This window comes from Actinomadura sp. KC216, from assembly GCF_004348535.1.
Taxonomy (GTDB): domain Bacteria; phylum Actinomycetota; class Actinomycetes; order Streptosporangiales; family Streptosporangiaceae; genus Spirillospora.
The window spans coordinates 1-17,578 of record NZ_SMJX01000169.1 but is presented as its reverse complement, the minus strand read 5'-3'; the positions used below and the strand labels follow the sequence as shown (position 1 = coordinate 17,578).

Annotated in this window: 15 protein-coding genes; 7 read left to right on the top strand and 8 right to left on the bottom strand. The window is 69.3% G+C overall.

Features of this window, described 5'->3' with window-relative positions:
• The first annotated feature begins 1,061 nt into the window (after positions 1 to 1,061).
• A complete protein-coding gene (locus E1264_RS45450; RefSeq protein WP_243711170.1) occupies positions 1,062 to 1,265 on the top strand; it encodes a hypothetical protein in 204 nt (67 codons plus the stop codon).
• A 1,378-nt stretch (positions 1,266 to 2,643) separates the two neighbouring features.
• Here E1264_RS45450 and E1264_RS26010 read toward each other — a convergent pair.
• From E1264_RS26010 to rsmG, 3 genes are all read right to left on the bottom strand, one after another.
• The gene (locus E1264_RS26010) at positions 2,644 to 3,678 is read right to left on the bottom strand and encodes a ParB/RepB/Spo0J family partition protein (RefSeq protein WP_132177964.1); all 1,035 of its coding nucleotides are present in this window, start codon (positions 3,676 to 3,678) and stop codon (positions 2,644 to 2,646) included.
• Positions 3,675 to 4,490 carry a ParA family protein gene (locus tag E1264_RS26005; protein WP_132177972.1) on the bottom strand — a complete coding sequence of 272 codons (816 nt, stop codon included), beginning with the start codon at positions 4,488 to 4,490 and terminating at the stop codon, positions 3,675 to 3,677. Before E1264_RS26005 ends, E1264_RS26010 begins: the two co-directional genes overlap by 4 nt.
• Before the next feature lie 347 nt (positions 4,491 to 4,837).
• Positions 4,838 to 5,518, bottom strand: coding sequence for a 16S rRNA (guanine(527)-N(7))-methyltransferase RsmG (gene rsmG, locus E1264_RS26000; protein ID WP_132177970.1), 681 nt, complete (start codon positions 5,516 to 5,518; stop codon positions 4,838 to 4,840).
• Positions 5,519 to 6,273: 755 nt separating this feature from the next.
• Between rsmG and E1264_RS25990 the strand changes: the two genes are divergently transcribed.
• Entirely contained in the window at positions 6,274 to 6,882 is a 609-nt protein-coding gene (locus E1264_RS25990) for a DUF6458 family protein (RefSeq protein WP_347813423.1), read from the top strand.
• A 516-nt stretch (positions 6,883 to 7,398) separates the two neighbouring features.
• On the opposite strand, the gene E1264_RS25985 is transcribed toward E1264_RS25990, so the two are convergent.
• Genes E1264_RS25985 through rpmH form a run of 5 tightly spaced genes read right to left on the bottom strand, consistent with a single transcriptional unit; the run spans position 7,399 to position 9,896 of the window.
• A complete protein-coding gene (locus tag E1264_RS25985; protein ID WP_067905405.1) occupies positions 7,399 to 7,884 on the bottom strand; it encodes a R3H domain-containing nucleic acid-binding protein in 486 nt (161 codons plus the stop codon).
• A 37-nt stretch (positions 7,885 to 7,921) separates the two neighbouring features.
• Positions 7,922 to 8,953, bottom strand: a complete 1,032-nt coding sequence (gene yidC / locus E1264_RS25980; protein WP_132177960.1) for a membrane protein insertase YidC — start codon at positions 8,951 to 8,953, stop codon at positions 7,922 to 7,924.
• Complete coding sequence (gene yidD / locus E1264_RS25975; protein ID WP_132177968.1) at positions 8,946 to 9,347, bottom strand: membrane protein insertion efficiency factor YidD; 402 nt, start codon at positions 9,345 to 9,347, stop codon at positions 8,946 to 8,948. Before yidD ends, yidC begins: the two co-directional genes overlap by 8 nt.
• Positions 9,348 to 9,361: 14 nt before the next feature.
• Positions 9,362 to 9,724, bottom strand: coding sequence for a ribonuclease P protein component (rnpA, locus tag E1264_RS25970; protein ID WP_243711172.1), 363 nt, complete (start codon positions 9,722 to 9,724; stop codon positions 9,362 to 9,364).
• 34 nt (positions 9,725 to 9,758) lie between these two features.
• Positions 9,759 to 9,896 carry a 50S ribosomal protein L34 gene (rpmH, locus tag E1264_RS25965; protein ID WP_132177956.1) on the bottom strand — a complete coding sequence of 46 codons (138 nt, stop codon included), beginning with the start codon at positions 9,894 to 9,896 and terminating at the stop codon, positions 9,759 to 9,761.
• Positions 9,897 to 10,569: 673 nt separating this feature from the next.
• On the opposite strand from rpmH, the gene dnaA reads away from it, so the two are divergent.
• From dnaA to E1264_RS25940, 5 genes are all read left to right on the top strand, one after another.
• Complete coding sequence (dnaA, locus tag E1264_RS25960; RefSeq protein ID WP_132177954.1) at positions 10,570 to 12,909, top strand: chromosomal replication initiator protein DnaA; 2,340 nt, start codon at positions 10,570 to 10,572, stop codon at positions 12,907 to 12,909.
• Between the two features lie 674 nt (positions 12,910 to 13,583).
• Positions 13,584 to 14,726 carry a DNA polymerase III subunit beta gene (gene dnaN, locus E1264_RS25955; RefSeq protein WP_132177952.1) on the top strand — a complete coding sequence of 381 codons (1,143 nt, stop codon included), beginning with the start codon at positions 13,584 to 13,586 and terminating at the stop codon, positions 14,724 to 14,726.
• Positions 14,727 to 14,819: 93 nt separating this feature from the next.
• Positions 14,820 to 15,740 (top strand): phosphogluconate dehydrogenase (NAD(+)-dependent, decarboxylating), encoded by a 921-nt coding sequence (gnd, locus tag E1264_RS25950; protein WP_132177950.1) that lies wholly within the window; start codon positions 14,820 to 14,822, stop codon positions 15,738 to 15,740.
• A gap of 291 nt (positions 15,741 to 16,031) precedes the next feature.
• Positions 16,032 to 17,156 (top strand): DNA replication/repair protein RecF, encoded by a 1,125-nt coding sequence (gene recF, locus E1264_RS25945; protein WP_132177948.1) that lies wholly within the window; start codon positions 16,032 to 16,034, stop codon positions 17,154 to 17,156.
• A gap of 18 nt (positions 17,157 to 17,174) precedes the next feature.
• A partial coding sequence (locus tag E1264_RS25940) for a DciA family protein (protein WP_243711169.1) occupies positions 17,175 to 17,578 on the top strand: 404 nt, incomplete at its 3' end.

Here is a 17,578-nt window from a genome sequence, read left to right as displayed (position 1 = left end):
ATCTGAGGGAGTGGCCGGTGTCCGACACCACCGCCACCGCCATCGCCACCGGCGCTTAGCGGCCCCAAACACCAGACGACACCAGACGCCAGGCAACCCTGGACGCACCACCTCCATCCACAGACCCTCGATCCCTCCAAGCACGAGATCAACTAGCACGCCGCACGCGGGAACCACGAGCGTCACCACCAGCAGGCCGCCCCTCGCCCGAGAGGCCCAGCCACCTTCCTGGAACCAAGGACGCCCCCCGCGACGACGCCCGACCCCCGCGCCTGCCCGACGTCCGCGACATCCGCAGCCGCGACACGTCGCCGCCAAGCCCCCGGCACCCAGCGCCCGGACACCACCAACCCGACGTGCCCGGCCGCCACTCGCCCGTCGCCGAAATCCGGCGCCATCCACAGACGGCCCGACACGTCACCCAGGCGCGCGTTCCTCCAACACCCTGACGGGGCGCCTAGGCGCTCAACGCCGCCGTGGCTCCCCCATCCATCGCCGATCCAAAGTCCAAGAAGCTCCCGCACCACTGCGCCAAGCACCGGACGGCGACAGGCAAAGACACGCGAGAGCGAAGGTACGCCCATCGACTCGCTCGCATATCTCAATTGTCCTTCCCGGTGCTCGCCTGGCGGCTCCCGCCTACGCCCGCCGTATGCGGACGCGAAGTCGCTACACAGACACGACTCAGGCCCGCTTCGTGCGCCGCCGATCGGATGAGCCGAAGACCCGCACGTAACTGAGTCCCGCTTCGAGATACGCCCAACTATCAACCACGTTGGGCAAGCACCACGAGCGGCCACTCACGCCGCCGGAGCGGTGGACGCAGACGACGCGAGATCCTTGGGTCGCGCTGACGGCGAGCCCGCCCGGGCGCTGCCCCGAGTTCGGACGATTCCAGGTCGCCGAACACAAGAACCCCAGTGCGGGGAACCGGCCTCGCCATCCTGACCGGGACGCGCTGGCACCCGCCACCGCTCTCACATGCAGCGCCTCCCGCTGCTCAATGCAGACAGCGCCGTGCTCCTCGTCCACCACTCCTCCACCTGCTGTCGGTCGAGCTGATGCTGAACGCGGTGAACCTGGACCTCGTCACCTTCGACGTCTGGTACCGGGACCGGCGCAACCGGTGGGTCGCCGCGACCGGTCGCCACCGCCACCGCCGCCGTCCTGGTGACGTGATGATCACGGGGTTCCGGGACGAGCGGATGCCCCGCGCGAGGCACCGGATCGGCCGAGGAATCGGCGCCGCCGCGAGCTCGCCCTGAATCTCGACCACGCGCAGGGGAGGGCAAGGAGACCCACTCGCACATGCCCTATGCCCACCCCACGATGACCGACGGCCAGTGCCGCCCCAGGACCAAGGAAGTGGAGCTCGGGCTGCTAGGTCAGTCCGCCCACGGAGCGACTCATCTCATCGCCATCGCACGGGAGCGCCTCGCCCAAGCAGAGGTGTTCAGGGCGGCGCACAGTTTCACGTGAAACATCACCTGCAGGACTGCCAAGCCCGGGTGCGACATGGCATCCGGGGGGAGACGTGCCGCGCCGGGGTTGCTCTCCGACATAGAGGGGACCGACGTCTCCTTGGCGATTAGTCATGGCTAAGACCTCAGAGCGGAGCAATCATCCCGCGTGGCGGTCTCCACGCGCGGCCTGACGAGAACTCGCGGCCAACGGCGTCACGACGACTCTCGCCCAGTTCCTCGACCACACAGCGGATAACAGCACTCGCCACTACAACGCCGATCTGCCGAACAACGACGAAGGATCAAAGGGCAGGGACTCGCCCGCAGGTCCCTGAGCGGTGTGCCACTGCCGTAGCTGGTGCTGGTGCCGCCCAGGTCAGTGAAACCGAGCCGGATAGCTTCCGGCGAGGCCCGGCGGCTCCCTGTGCACGGGTCGCTGCCCGCGACGGCGTGGTCGTGGTCGACCAGTCCGCCATCCGCGAGTCCCGCCGCTCCAACCCCGCCACCTAACCGGGCGTCCCCGTCGTCGCCGAACACGCCCGCCCACCGCAGCCAACAACAACCCCACACGACCCACTGAGCCGTGGCCCCGCGTGCATGCGCGAGGTTCGCCCGGACGTCCCACGTGGGGGCGCTGTGCGAGCGTCGAAGCGGCGCGAGCGTCGACAATGTCGGGGCGCAGCGGGACACCCGCGCGCGGACGATGCCTCCCTAGCAGGGGGAGCCATCACGCTGACGGCGCTTCTCCCGAGCGCCCGCTTGGTGGGGCAAGGGGGCCCACTCCTTGTGGACCAGAGAGCGGGACCGCCATGAAGGCCCGTCGAAGCGGCGCGAGCGTCGACGATGTCGGGGCGCAGCGGGACACCCGCGCGCGGACGATGCCTCCCTAGCAGGGGGAGCCATCACGCTGACGGCGCTTCTCCCGGGCCGCCCGCTTGGTGGGGCAACGGGCTCGCCCTTGTGGATCTGAGTGCGGGCTCGCCATGAAGGTCCGTCGACGGGCCGCTGGCTAGCACCGGGGCCACACGTCCGAGCTTCGTACGCCTTGATGACCGACCGGGCGTGAAGCGCCGACAGGACGACGATGTTTCACGGGAAACATCGTCGCTCCGGCTCCGGGAAGGCAAGCGCCCCGGGGAGCCTGTCTTGGGGCTGCCGGGGCGCTCGGAGGGCGGGGTCGTCAGGCGTCGCTGACGCCACCGCCGTCCTCGTCGGGGGCCATGGACTTGATGATGCGATCCAGGTCCTCCAGGGTGGCGAACTCGACCACGATCTTGCCCTTGTTGCGTCCCATGTCGACGCGGACCTTGGTCTCGTAGCGGTCGGAGAGCCGGTCGGCCAGCTCCTTGAGCCCAGGGGCGACGGGCTTGTTGCGGCGTCCCTGGCGCGGGGCCTTCGGCTCGTCGACCTCGCGGAGCGCGATGAGTTCCTCAAGGGCGCGAACGGAGAGGCCTTCCTGCACAATCCGCTGCGCCAGATGCTCCTGGGCCTCGACGCTGTCGAGCGAAAGGAGGGCGCGCGCGTGTCCGGCCGACAGGACGCCGGCGGCGACACGGCGCTGGACGGCCGGCGGCAGGTTCAGGAGGCGGAGCGTGTTGGTGATGTGCGGACGTGACCGTCCGATCCGTCCGGCGAGCTGCTCGTGGGTGGCGCCGAAGTCCTGCAGCAGCTGCTGGTACGCGGCCGCCTCCTCCAGCGGGTTGAGCTGCTGGCGGTGGAGGTTCTCCATGAGGGCGTCACGGAGCAGATCGTTGTCGCCGGTGTCGCGGACGATCGCCGGGATGACGTCCAACCCGGCGAGTTTGGACGCCCGCAGCCGGCGCTCGCCCATGATCAGCTCGTAGTCGTGCTCGCCCACCGTCGCCTTGCGCACCACGATCGGCTGCAGGAGTCCGACGATGCGGATCGACTCGGCCAGTTCCTCCAGGGCCTCGTCGTCGAAATGGTCGCGCGGCTGGCGCGGGTTGGCGGTGATGGAGCGGACAGGAAGCTCGGCGAAATGCGCGCCAGCGACCGGCTCCAGAGCGGGGCCGGACGCGGCGGTGCCGTTCGGGCCCGCCGTCCCGAACGGACCGGCCGTCCCGGCGGACGCTCCGGGCCCGCCGGGGAACCCCGGCTCGCCCGCGCTGCCCGGTTCGGTGGACGTCGGCGGAGGCGGGGCGGTGGGGATGAGGGCGCCGAGTCCCTTGCCGAGGCCGCGTCGCTGCTGGCTCACTGGACGGCTCCTCCATGGGCCATTTCGGAGGCGGCCTCGCTGTAGGCGAGCGCGCCGCTCGAACCGGGGTCGTAGGTCATGACGGACTGCCCGTAACTCGGGGCCTCGGAGACCCGGACGCTGCGGGGGATGACGGTGTTGAGGACGACGTCGCCGAAGTGGTTGCGGACGTCCTCGGCCACCTGCGCGGCGAGCCGCGTCCGGGCGTCGTACATCGTGAGCAGGATCGTGGACACCTTCAATTTCTGGTTGAGGTGCGCCTTGACGAGGTCGACGGTCCTGATCAGCTGCCCGAGTCCCTCCAGCGCGTAGTACTCGCATTGGATGGGGATGAGCAGCTCGTCCCCGCCGACGAGGGCGTTCACCGTGAGCAGCCCAAGGGACGGCGGACAGTCGATCAGCACATAGTCGAACTTGTCGGTGTCGTAGGCGTCCAGCGCCCGCCGCAGCCGCGACTCGCGCGCCACCTTGGACACGAGTTCGATCTCGGCACCGGCGAGGTTGAGCGTCGCGGGCGCGCAGTACAGGTTGGGGATCTCGGGGGCCGGGACGACGATGTCCTCGAGCGCCATGTCCTCGATCAGCACGTCGTAGATCGACGGCACCTCCGCGTGGTGCTCGACGCCGAGGGCGGTGGAGGCGTTGCCCTGGGGGTCGAGGTCGACCACGAGGACCTGGGCGCCGTGCATGGCGAGGGACGCGGCGAGGTTCACCGAGCTGGTGGTCTTGCCCACGCCGCCCTTCTGGTTGGCGATGGTGATGATGCGGCATCTGTCCGGCCGCGGCCACTCCTTGCCCCGGCGGCCCGGCAGCGGCTTGACCGCGGTGGCCGTTGTTTCATGTGAAACCTTGGCGTCCTTGAGCGCCTCGCGCACGAGTTCTGACTCCCCCTGAGTTGGTCCCTTGCGCGGACCCGCCGGCTGCGCACCGGCGTTCGTCGGTACATAGCCGACGTTCTCCGCGGTTCCGGACGTCGTGGTACCCCACATTGCGTGTCCGGAGGGCGCGGTCCCCGGCGCGCTGCCCGGGTCCGCCTCCCCCCACGTCCCGGCGGTGGCCGCGGCGCGAGCGGCCTCCTCACCGGGTCCGCCCAGGCCGGACGGCTGTTCGTCGGGGGATTCGTCGGCGCGGTCAGGCCTGCCAAGTCCTGGTCCCGTGCTCATGAAGACCTCTTCCTCGACCCTTTAGCACGCCGGGGTGCGCGCTGTCGTCGCCCGACGGCCTCGCCCCGGCCTGCGACCACGCGGACGAGTGTTGTCGGAGAATCGACCATACCGCGCCCGACTTGAAGCAGTTCCGTGCTCCGCGCGCCGAGCCGCTTCAGGACAACCTCCGCTTCGTCCAGCTCGGCCGCGGCCCGTTCGCCCTTGAGCGCGAGCAGCTCGCCGCCCGGACGCAGCAACGGAAGCGCCCAGGTCACGAGGCGCTTGAGCGGTGCGACGGCACGTGCCGTGGCCACGTCGACCGCGATCTCCCCGGCCATGTCCTCGGCCCGCCCGCGCCGCACCTCGACGTTGTGCAGGTCGAGCATCTCGACGCATTCGTCCAGGAACGTGGTGCGTCGCAGCAACGGCTCCAACAGGATGATCCGCAGATCGGGCCGGACGATCGCCAGCACGACGCCCGGCAGGCCCGCCCCGGATCCGACGTCCACGACCTGCGCGTCCGCCGGAATCACCTCCGACACCACCGCGCAGTTGATCAGGTGGCGTTCCCAGAGACGATCGACCTCACGCGGACCGATGAGCCCGCGCTCGACCCCGGCCGTTTCGAGGAACGCCGCATAACGCTCCGCGACAGGTAGCGCGTCACCGAAGACGACCTCACGTCCAATCCCCACCAGACGAATCGTTCCACAAAAACCAACGAAGCCGTGCACCGCAACGTCCTGGCGCAACACCTCAACCCGACCCTCAACCCGACACTCCCGCGCGACACCCACCTGCCGGCTCCATCACCCCACGCAACACCTCACAATGTGTGCCCTGACGCAACGTTCGAAGGGGTTGTAGGACGCCCAGTCCGCGCAGCAGCATCGAAACACCCGCGCACACCCCGTACAGCGGGATCATGACGGGGCCCAGGCACCAGGCATCTGCGTCGCATGGCGTCCCTCGTGCCACAAAAGCCGCGGACCCACCCGGCGAGCGGGACGCGCCTTTCCAGTTGCCCCGCCCGCCATCCCACACAACCGGCTCACCCCTGTCGCAACGCTCCGGCACACGGCAGCCCCCGCGAACGGCCAGCAAAACGCCCCGCCCAACACCAACACCAACACCAACAGGCACTCCCGCACAACCAGCGCAACGGCACACCCGGCGCAGCATCGGTCCCAGGCTATCCACGTGATCAGAGCAGGCCCGGCACTACGCAGCAGCCCGTGACATGCCACGGCGCAGAAGGTGACTGCCGCGTCCAGGATTCGGCATATTGAGCGACCGCCGCCCGAGCTCGTCGCCTGGGGGGCGCGGCTCCAGGGCATCCAGGCCCGGGTCAACCTGGAGGTCGTCCGAGGCAGTTCCTCGCCTCCGCGCACGCACTGCAGGTCCAGCAAGGTGCCCTTTTTCATCCCGTCCGGCGCAAACGTCCGGCCCAATGTCTCTGCCAAGAGTTCGGAGACCGGAGGGTTGGACGACCCTTGCGTTAAGGCGAGAAGCACATGACCCGCTGCATATCTCGGGCTGGTGGGGTAGGGGCTTGCTTTGTCGCCCGATGTCCCTCGGAAGGGAGCCCCGACACATGGGAATCGGAGTCAGTCTCGCATTCATCGCCATGGGCGCGATCCTCGCGTTCGCCCTCCGCGTCGATCTCAGCGGCATTGACATTCACCTGGTCGGCTGGATCCTCATTCTGGTGGGGCTGATCAGCATGGGCTTCACCATGAAGTACACCCGGCCACGCCGCCATGCCGGCCGCGTCGTCGGTGCGGATCCCGCCTATGGGGACGAGCCGGGCACGGTGGTCCGCGAGGAGCACATCATCGAGGACCCCGCGCCCGTCGGCCGTCCGGGCGAGCGAGTCGAACGTGTGATCGAACATCGGGCGGATGAGGGCGCCCCGCGTGGTCACGTCGCCCAGGATCCGTCGTTCGCCCAGGACCCCTCGCATGCGCAGGATCCAGCTCAGGAGAACGTTCCGTCCGTCATCGATTCGACCGCGCGGCCCGTCCCGCGGCGGCGCAGATGGCGCCGGACGACCCGCTGATCCGGACGGTCCGGTCTCGCCCGGTGTGCTAGGGCGGCGGTGACACGCCGGGCATCTGAGGACCTCGCGCCGACCAGGGCGCGAGGTCCTCTCGTTTCCGGGAGTTATCCACAGTCCGCCATTCCGCCTTCTCGCGGCCGCGCGAAGCTCCACGATGACGGTAAGCAGACCCGCCCCCTCCGGGACGCCGGAGCCAGGTCGAGCCACGCGCCCTGACCTGGCGACGCGGCGGGTCACCCGACCTCATTGCCAGAGGAGGCCAACATCCACACTGCCAAACCGTGAGCCGGTCGTCCGCGCACAGCACAGGCTTACCGAGGCACGCTCTCCAGGTCCCAACATGCGAACGGCCCCGGTGCGGTGGGCACCAGGGCCGTGCAGATGGTGAGCTGTTCGTTCTTGGGTCGTTCGCCGCGGGACGGGCCGCTCATGCGAGTGAATCCGGGTCCGTGGTTGAAGGCGGTCCGGGAGCGGGCGGCGTAGCGCGGCGAGCGGGGTACCTGGCGCTGGTCGTCGTCAGGCGGGGTAGACGACGACGTAGCGGTCGGGTTCCTCGCCCTCGGATTCGCTGCGCAGGCCCGCGGCGGCGACCGCGTCGTGGACGATCTTGCGCTCGAACGGGGTCATCGGGGCAAGCGGCTTCGGCTCGCCCGCCTGCTTGACCTCGTCCGCGACATCGGTGCCGAGCTTGGTCAGTTCGGCGCGGCGGCGTTCGCGGTAGCCGCCGATGTCGAGCATGAGCCGGGTGCGGTTGCCCGTCTGGCGGTGGACGGCCAGGCGGGTCAGCTCCTGCAGCGCCTCCAGGACCTCGCCGCGTTTGCCGACCAGCTCGTCCAGGGAACCGCCGACGACGGCGACGATCGCGCGCTCGCCTTCGACGTCCATGTCGATGTCGCCGTCGTAGTCACCGATGTCCAGCAGGCCCTCGATGTAGTCGGCGGCGATCTCGCCTTCTTGCTCGAGCGCCTGGACGTCGACCTCGGTGGTGTCGGTCTGGCTCAACGGGGTCTCCTTCTCCGGCACGTGCTCGGGGTTCAAACTAGCGCTTCTGGGTGCCACTGCGCTTGCTGCGCGACTTGCGGGTCGGCTGGTTGCGGACGACCTTTGGCTTGTCGTCCACATCCGAGTCCGGCTCCGCGTCCTTCCTCAGCTTGGCTTTCGTGCTGGACGACGACTGCCCGTTCTTCGAGCCGGCAGCCTTCGCACCGGTTTTCGCGCCCGCCTTGGCACCGGCCTTCGCGCCGGTCTTCGTACCCGTCTTGGCACTGCCGGACTTGCCGGTGGTGGTCGTCTCGGGCTCGCCGTCCTTACCGGGCGGCGGGTACTTCTTGTAGATGTAGTGCTGCTGCGCCAGCGTCCAGCTGTTGGACGTGACCCAGTACATGAGGACACCGAGCGGGAACCCGAGCCCGAAGAGTCCGAACAGCGGCGCGAGGAAGACCATCATCTTCTGCGCCTGCATCATCGGGTTGGCCTCGTCGGTGACGGGCTGGCGCTTCATGCTCGCCCGGACGGTGAAGAACGTCGTGCAGGAGCTGATCACCACGGCGATGCCGGTGACGACGATGGCGGTCCAGCTCTTGGGGTCCGAGCCCCAGGCGTTGAGGAAGGTGTCCGGGATGTGGGCGCCGAAGATGCTGGCGTGCTGAGCGCTCGCCACCAGGTCGGCCGACATGGAGAAGACGCTCTCGCCGGGCTTGGCGTCCGAGACCTTCTTCAGCGTCTGGAAGAGGCCGATGAAGATCGGCATCTGCACCAGGAGGGGGAGGCAGCCCGACAGCGGGTTGGCGCCGTTCTCCTGGTAGAGCTTCATGACCTCCTGGTTGAGGCGCTGCTTGTCGTTCTTGTATTTCTTGCGCAGCGCTTGAACCTTGGGGTTCAGTTCCTGCATCTTCCGCGAAGCGTGGATCTGCTTCACGAACAAGGGGACGAGGATCACGCGCAGCAGGACGGTGAGGAGGATGATCGAGCCGCCCCAGGCCCATCCACTGTCCTTGGGGACGACAGTGCTCAGCCCCGTGTGAATCCACACGATGAGCTGAGCGACGATCTCGTACAACCAGTCAAGCACCGGGCTGCTCCTTGGGCTCTGCTAGGGCGGGGCCGCTCTCCTCGCGGCCGGAGTTCGGGGAAGCCGCCATGGATCGCTCCTGGGCGGACGTCCGGGACGTCCCCCCAGCTCCCCCGGAGAAGCGCGTCTCGGACGGCTTCTTCGGCGGCACCGGGTCGTAACCGCCGGGGTGGAAGGGCTGGCACCGCGCAATCCGGCGGACCGTGAGCCACGTGCCGCGCAGCGCCCCGTGCACCTGAAGCGCCTCCAGGCCGTACGCGCTGCAGCTGGGGTGGAAGCGGCACTGCTGCCCGAGCAGGGGACTCAAGAAGCGGCGGTAGGCGCGGACGAGAAGGATCAGCAGCCCCGCGACGGGGCCCGGGGACCCCACCGGGTGATGCGGGGGAATGGCCATCCCCTGCTGACTCCTCATCTCCGCCCCTTGGACGCGGGCCGCAGCAGCCGGTCGAGCGCCGACTCCAGATCTGCGGCCAGTTCGTCAGGACGCGCCGTCCCCGCCGAGGGGTTGGCGCGCACTACGAGCAGGCTACCCGCTGGGAGCCGGTCCAGGTGCGGGCGCATCAGATGGCGGAGGCGGCGTCGCGCGGTGTTGCGGACGACCGCGTTCCCCACGGTGCGCGCCACGATGAACCCGACCAGCGGCGGAGCGGCGCCCCTGCCCGTGTCCTGGTCGGATGGCTCGTCCGGGTGAAGCAGGTGAACCACGACAGTTGGCCGTCCGGCGCGGCGACCGCGCCGGACGGCCAACGTGAAGTCGTCCCGCCGCCGCATCCGGTTTCCGGACGGCAGCACAGTGAGCGGTGGATCAGACCGCGATGCGTGAGCGGCCCTTGCCGCGCCGGCTGGACAGGATCGCGCGGCCCGCGCGCGTGCGCATGCGCAGCCGGAAGCCGTGCTTCTTGTGGCGACGACGGTTGTTCGGCTGGAAAGTACGCTTGCTCACTTGAGGCTCCAGTGCTGCGGTCGGTTCGTCTGCAACGGCTCGGCAACTCGCATCGAGGGGCGCGTCCGGTCCCCCGCAGCGGGGGCCCAACCGAGCCTGCCTGGAGGGGCTGCCGGCGGGCACGCGTCATCTCCGTCGATGCGACTCGACCTCAGCACGTTACGGGCTCCAGCGCACCCGGTCAAACGGAGCGACGATGCCCTCACTGAGCAGGCGATGCCCACCGCCAAGAGGCCGTGGGTGGGGCCGTGTGCGGGCGGACGGTGAGACGGGCCCTGGTGACAGAGGGGACGGCCCATGTTGCCGGACCGACCGTGTTGCGGGTGTGGGCCACAGCGGTTAAGGTCGTCCGGGCGAACCGACGCTCTTTCGACTTCGATGAATTCGACGAACCATGTCGGTGTTCTGCCCCTCATACCCCCGTTCGAGAACCACACCCGGACCGGCCCGCGTGCAGGCCGGAGGCTCCCCGACCTCGCTCGCAGGAACCCGCGTCATGGGTTTTACACAGGGTGCCCCATGCCTATGCACAGCATGTGGACAACTCTGTGGACAACTCGTGAGAGAGTAAGTCTTCCGCGTCGTGGCCGTGCCCTGTGGGGCCGATCGCGTCCCGTGGGACAGCCGGGGCAGTCAGGTACTCCGTCGGACGGAGGGGGAGGGGACCTTGCGCATGGACGGCCAGGATCTCGGATCAGTCTGGGCCCGCACCCTCACCGCACTGTCCGAGAGTGATCTGTCTCCTAGCTACCGCGCTTGGCTCCCGATGGTCCGACCCCTAGCGCTGGTGGAGGGGACGGCGCTGCTGGCCGCGCCGAACGAGTTCGCCAAGGACGCGCTGGAGACGCGCCTACGCAACCTCATCACGCAGGCCCTTTCACATGAGCTGGGCAGGGAAATCCGGGTCGCGGTGACCGTCCAGCCGGAGCCGCCCGCGATGCCAGGTGGCGGCCCAGGCCCCGGTCCTGGCGCGTCGTCCAGGCCAGGGGGCGGTGAGCCGCTGGGCGCACCGATCCCCGCGCCGGGAGCAGGGCCCGGCATGCACGACTCCGGCCTTCCCTATGGCGACTCCTACTCGGACCGTCCCCACGACGAACGCGACAGGGATCGCGAGCGTGAAAGGGAGCGAGAGCGTCCGCATACGGGCCAGCCCTATGGCGAATCGTCAGATCGCCCCTACTCGGAGCAGCCGTACGGAGGCGAGCCGGGGTACCGGCCGCAGTCGGGAGTTACCCACAACCCCACCGGCCCCGGAGGTTATCCACAGGCTGCGGACGACGAGCGGGGAAACTATCCGCCCGCTCCCCGTTCGCCCGGTTACGGACCGGCCGGGGCGGGTCCGGGGCCTGGTCCAGGTCCGGGTGGACGCGGCCCAGGCCCGTTCGATGGACGCGGTACGCAGGGTTACCCCGGGCATGGTGCGCCGGAGGGTTTCAGTGGGGAGCCCCCTGGACGCCCCTCGCACTCGCATCTGAACGACCGCACACTCGGCCCACTGCGTTCGGGCGGCGGCGGCCGTGCAGAGCAGCAGGGGCGCGAATCGCAGCACGGCGGGAACGAGCCATCGCTGGGGCACCCGGAGAACACCTTCCAGGGCGGAGACCCATCGTTCGCCGGCGGTGAACAGCCGTACGGAGGGCCGGAGCAGTACGGCACCACCGGCACCGACCAGTACGGCGGTGGTGGTGGCGACCAATACGGCGTTGGCGGAGGTGCCGAGCAGTATGGCGGCGCACCCACGAGCGGCGACCAGTACAGCGGAGGCGCAGCCACCGAGCAGTACGGAGGTGGCGGTGAGCAGTATCGCGGCGAGGAGCCTTACCGCGAGAGCCCGTTCCGCGACGAGGATGCCCCAGACGCTCGCGGCCCCACAGGCCCAGGCGGCCCCAACCCCGGCCCTGGCCCCGCGCCTGGCGCCGGCCCCGGTGGCGGCGGGCCGGCGCCCGCAAGCACCGCAGGGTCTGGTGCGTCCGAGCACGCCCGCCTGAACCCCAAGTACACGTTCGAGACGTTCGTCATCGGCTCGTCCAACAGGTTCGCCCATGCGGCCGCCGTCGCGGTCGCCGAGCAGCCCGCCAAGGCGTACAACCCGCTTTTCGTCTACGGCGACTCCGGCCTGGGCAAGACGCACCTTCTCCATGCGATCGGGCATTACGCGCAGAGCCTCTTCAATGGCGCGCGCGTCCGGTACGTGAGTTCTGAAGAGTTCACGAACGACTTCATCAACTCGATCCGCGACGGAAAGGCCGACGGGTTCCGGCGCCGCTACCGGGACGTCGACATCCTCCTCGTCGACGACATCCAGTTCCTTGAGGGCAAGGAGCAGACGCAGGAGGAGTTCTTCCACACGTTCAACACGCTCCACAACGCCAGCAAGCAGATCGTCATCTCCAGCGACCGTCCGCCCAAGGAACTGGTCACGCTGGAGGACCGGCTGCGCAACCGGTTCGAGTGGGGGCTGACGACCGACGTCCAGCCGCCCGAGCTGGAGACGCGCATCGCGATCCTGCAGAAGAAGGCGCGCCAGGAGGGGCTCGCCGCGCCGCCGGACGTGCTGGAGTTCATCGCCTCGCAGATCGCGACGAACATCCGCGAGCTGGAGGGCGCGCTGATCCGGGTGACGGCGTTCGCGAGCCTGAACCGGCAGTCGGTGGACATGAAGCTCGCCGAGATCGTCCTGAAGGACCTCATCCCGAACGACTCCGGCCCGGAGATCACCGCCGCGATGATCATGGCGCAGACGGTGGAGTACTTCGGGACGACGATCGAGGACCTGTGCGGCCCGTCCCGCTCCCGGATGCTCGTCACGGCTCGGCAGATCGCGATGTACCTGTGCCGGGAGCTGACGGAGCTGTCCCTGCCCAAGATCGGCCAGCAGTTCGGCGGGCGCGACCACACCACGGTCATGCACGCCGAACGCAAGATCCGGTCGCTGATGGCCGAGCGACGCGCCATCTACAACCAGGTCACGGAGCTGACCGGGCGCATCAAGCACCAGGCCCGCAAGCGCTGAACGGCGCCTTGTGCACACTGTGGACAGACCTGCGCGCCCCTTGTGGACGGGCCGCGCCCGCCCCGTCCACACCCCGCCTACCGGATGGAAGCGACGAAAGGCACGTCTCGCCCGAGAACCGGAGTCGCTACTCACAAGTTGTGGAAAACTCTGGGGATTTTCGTGGATAACCCGGTGGGCAACCGTTGGAGAACCTGAGGATGAAGGGTGGACGGATGTGGATCCGCGACGCACCGGCCCACCTCGTCCTGGGGAAAACCCGTGGACGACTTGGGGAGGAGCTGGGGAGAGGCTGGGGACGGGCTTGTGGGCCAACCCGGCGATCACCCGTCCGGTGTACACAGGGCGCCGAAACCCACGGCATACCCGTGGAGAACTCGTGGAAAACCGGGGGATGACATGAGGATGACGTGTGGGGACGATTTCGCCGTCCCCAGGCGCCGCCGCGCCGTCCACTCCCCATGCACAGCACCGGTGGACAGAGAAACGCGCTCTCACCTGGGAAGACGGCGTCTGTCCACACTATCCACGGCCCCTATTACTGGTACTGCACTACTTCTCTACTCAAGAAAAGATCCATCTCAAGTCAGGGCCTGGGGACAACCCGACCCGAGCGCCCCGGCCGTGCCAGGATCACCTCACCCTTGTCCGACACCTGCAGGAGGCGGGTCCACTTGAAGTTCCGCATCGACAGAGACGCCCTGGCCGACGCCGTCGCCTGGACCGCGCGTACGCTCCCCGTCCGGCCGCCCGTGCCGGTCCTCGCGGGCATGCACATCGTCGCCGGAGGCGAGGAGAACAGCGACCGGCTGAAGCTGTCCGCGTTCGACTACGAGGTCTCCGCCCAGGTCTCCACGGACATCGATGTGGAGGAGGCGGGCACCGCCCTGGTATCCGGACGGCTCCTCGCAGAAATCTCGCGCAGCCTTCCTCCCCACCCTGTGGAGGTGACGACGGACGGCGCGAAGGTGATGCTCCGCTGTGGCAGCGCGAAGTTCACACTTCTCACCATGCCTGTGGAGGACTACCCCACCCTCCCGGAGATGCCTCCGGCCGCCGGGTCCGTGGGCAGCGACGAGTTCGCCGCGGCCGTCGGGCAGGTGGCGATCGCCGCAGGCAAGGACGACACGATCCCCATGCTGACCGGCGTCCGTGTGGAAATCGAGGGCGAGACCGTCACGCTCGCGTCCACGGACCGCTACCGCCTGGCCGTCCGCGAGCTGCACTGGAAGCCGGAGCGCCCGGACTTCTCCGCCGTCGCGCTCGTCCCGGCTAGGACGCTCGCCGACACCGCCAAGTCGCTGACGGCGGGCGCCGAGGTCTCGATCGCGCTCGGCGGGACGGGCGGCACCGGCGAAGGCATGATCGGCTTCGAGGGCGGCGGCCGCCGGACGACGTCCCGCCTCCTCGACGGCGACTTCGTCAAGTACCGGTCGCTGCTGCCGAGCGAGTACGCGGGCCTCGCCGAGATCCAGACGGCCCAGTTCATCGAGGCCGTCAAGCGCGTCTCCCTCGTCGCCGAGCGCAACACCCCCGTACGGCTCTCGTTCAGCCAGGGCGAGGTCGTCCTGGAGGCGGGGACCGGGGACGAGGCGCAGGCCGTGGAGGCCCTGGAGGCGTCCCTGGAGGGCGAGGACATCGACATCGCCTTCAACCCCGCGTTCCTCCTCGACGGGCTCTCCGCGATCGGCTCCGACGTCGCGCGGCTGTCCTTCACCACCCCGACGAAGCCGGCCGTCCTCACCGGCAAGCCTCCGCAGGACGGCGAGAACCCGAACTACCGCTACCTGATCATGCCCGTCCGGCTGTCCGGGTGAGGCCGGTGGGCCTTTCGTCCACATGGGCGGTCAAACCGGATGAAAGGCTCGCCCCAGGGCACATCACGGACAGCTACGCACAGGGGAGTTTTCATGGAGCTTGGGATCATCGGCCTCGGCAAGATGGGCGGCAACATGGCCGAGCGGCTGCGCCGGGGCGGTCACACGGTCGTCGGCTATGACCGCGATTCGAACCTCAGCGACGTCGGCTCGGTCGAGGAACTGGTCGAACGGCTGTCCCCGCCGCGCGCCGTGTGGGTGATGGTGCCCGCGGGCAAGCCCACGGAGGACACCATCCACAAGCTGGGGGAGGTCCTCCAGGCCGGAGACGTCGTCATCGACGGCGGTAATTCACACTATGTGGACGACCAGAAGCACGCTGAGCAGCTCGCCGCGGCGGGCATCGGCTTCGTCGACTGCGGTGTGAGCGGCGGCGTGTGGGGCCTGGAGAACGGCTACGCGCTGATGGTCGGCGGCGACGACGACAACGTGAAGCGCCTGATGCCCATCTTCGAGACGCTCAAGCCAGAGGGCGAGTACGGGTTCGTCCACTCCGGCAAGGTCGGTGCAGGGCACTTCGTGAAGATGGTCCACAACGGCATCGAGTACGCCATGATGCAGGCCTTCGGTGAAGGCTACGAGCTCATCGAGGCCAGCGACCTCGTGACCAAGGTGCCGGAGACGTTCCTGAGCTGGCAGGAGGGCACGGTCATCCGGTCCTGGCTGCTGGACCTGCTGAACAGGGCCCTCGCCGACGATCCGGAACTGGACGACCTGCGCGGCTACGCCAACGACTCCGGAGAGGGCCGCTGGACGGTCCAGGCCGCCGTCGACCACGCCGTCCCGCTCCCCGCGATCAGCGCCGCCCTCTTCGCCCGCTTCGCCTCCCGCCAGGAGGACTCGCCCGCCATGCGCGTCGTCGCCGCCCTCCGCAACCAGTTCGGCGGCCACACCGTCGAGTCCGCCACCGCCGGCGACTCCCCCGGCGCCGACGTGACTCCCCCGCCCGTCTGAGCCCGGAGAGTTATCCACAGTTTCGCTTTCGGTTCCGCGCTCCCCCCGCGATGCCCGACCCTGAACTGAGTCGGCCGCGGGGGCCGAGAACGCCCCGCAGACGACGAACCTGCGGGGCGCTCGCATGTCCCCGCGACGTCCCGAAGGAGGTGCGCGATGCCGACCCCGCCAGAACGCAGACCGGCACCTCCCACCACCCACACCACGCTCCGACGCCTGTGGACGCGGCTACCGCGGATGGGCGGCAGGGGCGTGCTCAAGGCAACGACGGAGGCTCTACGCTCGTGTCTCGTGCACGTCGCCCACCTCTCCCTGCAGGACTTCCGTTCGTATCCGGCCGCCGAGGTCGCGCTCGAACCGGGGGTCACGGCGTTCGTGGGCCCGAACGGGCAAGGCAAGACGAACCTGGTCGAGGCCATCGGTTACGTCGCCTCGCACGGCAGCCACCGGGCCGCGACGGACGCGCCGCTCGTCCGGCACGGCGCGCCGCGCGCGATCGTGCGGGCGGGCCTGGTGAAGGACGACCGCAAGGCGCTGATCGAACTCGAGATCAACCCCGGGAAGGCGAACCGGGCACGGCTCAACCGGTCCCCCGTCCCCAGGCCCCGCGAGATCCTGGGGATGCTCCGGACGGTGCTCTTCGCCCCAGAAGACCTCTCGCTCGTGAAGGGCGACCCGGGGGAGCGGCGCCGCTTCATGGACGAGCTGCTGACCGCCCGGGCTCCCCGGTTCGCGGGTGTCCGTTCCGACTACGACCGCGTCCTCAAACAACGCAACGCCCTGCTGAAGTCGGCCGCCGCCCACCGGCGCTCACCAGGCCCGGAAGTACTCGCGACACTCGACGTCTGGGACTCGCACCTCGCCCGCACCGGGTCCGAGCTCCTGGCAGCACGGCTGGAGCTCGTAGAGGCGCTCCGTCCCCTCGCCGTCCGCGCCTATGCGACCCTCGCTCCCGGCGGCGACGCGGCCGATCTGCACTACAAGAGTTCGCTGGGGGACGGCGAGTTGTCCACAGACCGTGGAAAACTCGCCGACCAACTGCTGGCGGCCCTCGGCGAGTCGCGCAAACAGGAGCTGGACCGGGGGGTGAGCCTCGTCGGGCCGCATCGGGACGAGCTAGTCCTGCGGCTGGGGGAGTTTCCGGCGCGCGGCTACGCCAGCCACGGCGAGTCGTGGTCGTTCGCGCTCGGCCTGCGGCTGGCCGCGTTCGACCTGCTACGGGCGGACGGCGACGACCCGGTGCTGATCCTGGACGACGTGTTCGCCGAGCTCGACACGGGCCGTCGCAGCAGGCTGGCGGAGACGGTCGCGGCGGCCGAGCAGGTCCTCATCACGGCCGCCGTCCCCGCTGACGTCCCGGCCGAACTGACAGGGGCTTCGTATACCGTCTCCGACGGCCAGATCGTCCGCGACTGACCGGGAAAGGGCGAGCGCGTGAACGACGATCCACAGGATGTGCACAACTCCCCCGAGTCCCCCGAATCCAACCCGCCGGGCACCGACGGCCCACCGCCCAAGTCGGGCATCGAACTGGCCCGGGAGGCCCTCGCCCAGGCGAAGGCGGACGCGATGAAGCGCGGCACCTTGCCCGGGCAGAACGGCAAGCGCAAGGGGACCGGACGACTCGTCCGCGTGCGCGAACCCGGACGGGGCGGTGACCCCAAACTGTTCGGCGCGGCGATCCGCGAGTTGATGGCGTCCCGCGGCTGGGAGCAGCGGGCCGCCGTCGGCGGCGTCTTCGGCAACTGGGCCGGCATCGTCGGCGCGGAACTGGCCGAGCACACCCGCCCAGAACGCTTCGAGGACGGCGAACTCACCGTCGCCGCCGACTCCACGAC

What these genes read in the sequence shown, in the direction of transcription:
- yidD (WP_132177968.1), bottom strand. Translation starts at nt 9,347, where the DNA reads ATGGCCATTCCCCCGCATCACCCGGTGGGGTCCCCGGGCCCCGTCGCG.
- gnd (WP_132177950.1), top strand. Translation starts at nt 14,820, where the DNA reads ATGGAGCTTGGGATCATCGGCCTCGGCAAGATGGGCGGCAACATGGCC.
- E1264_RS25990 (WP_347813423.1), top strand. Translation starts at nt 6,274, where the DNA reads ATGTCTCTGCCAAGAGTTCGGAGACCGGAGGGTTGGACGACCCTTGCG.
- dnaA (WP_132177954.1), top strand. Translation starts at nt 10,570, where the DNA reads ATGGACGGCCAGGATCTCGGATCAGTCTGGGCCCGCACCCTCACCGCA.
- E1264_RS45450 (WP_243711170.1), top strand. Translation starts at nt 1,062, where the DNA reads ATGCTGAACGCGGTGAACCTGGACCTCGTCACCTTCGACGTCTGGTAC.
- rnpA (WP_243711172.1), bottom strand. Translation starts at nt 9,724, where the DNA reads ATGCGGCGGCGGGACGACTTCACGTTGGCCGTCCGGCGCGGTCGCCGC.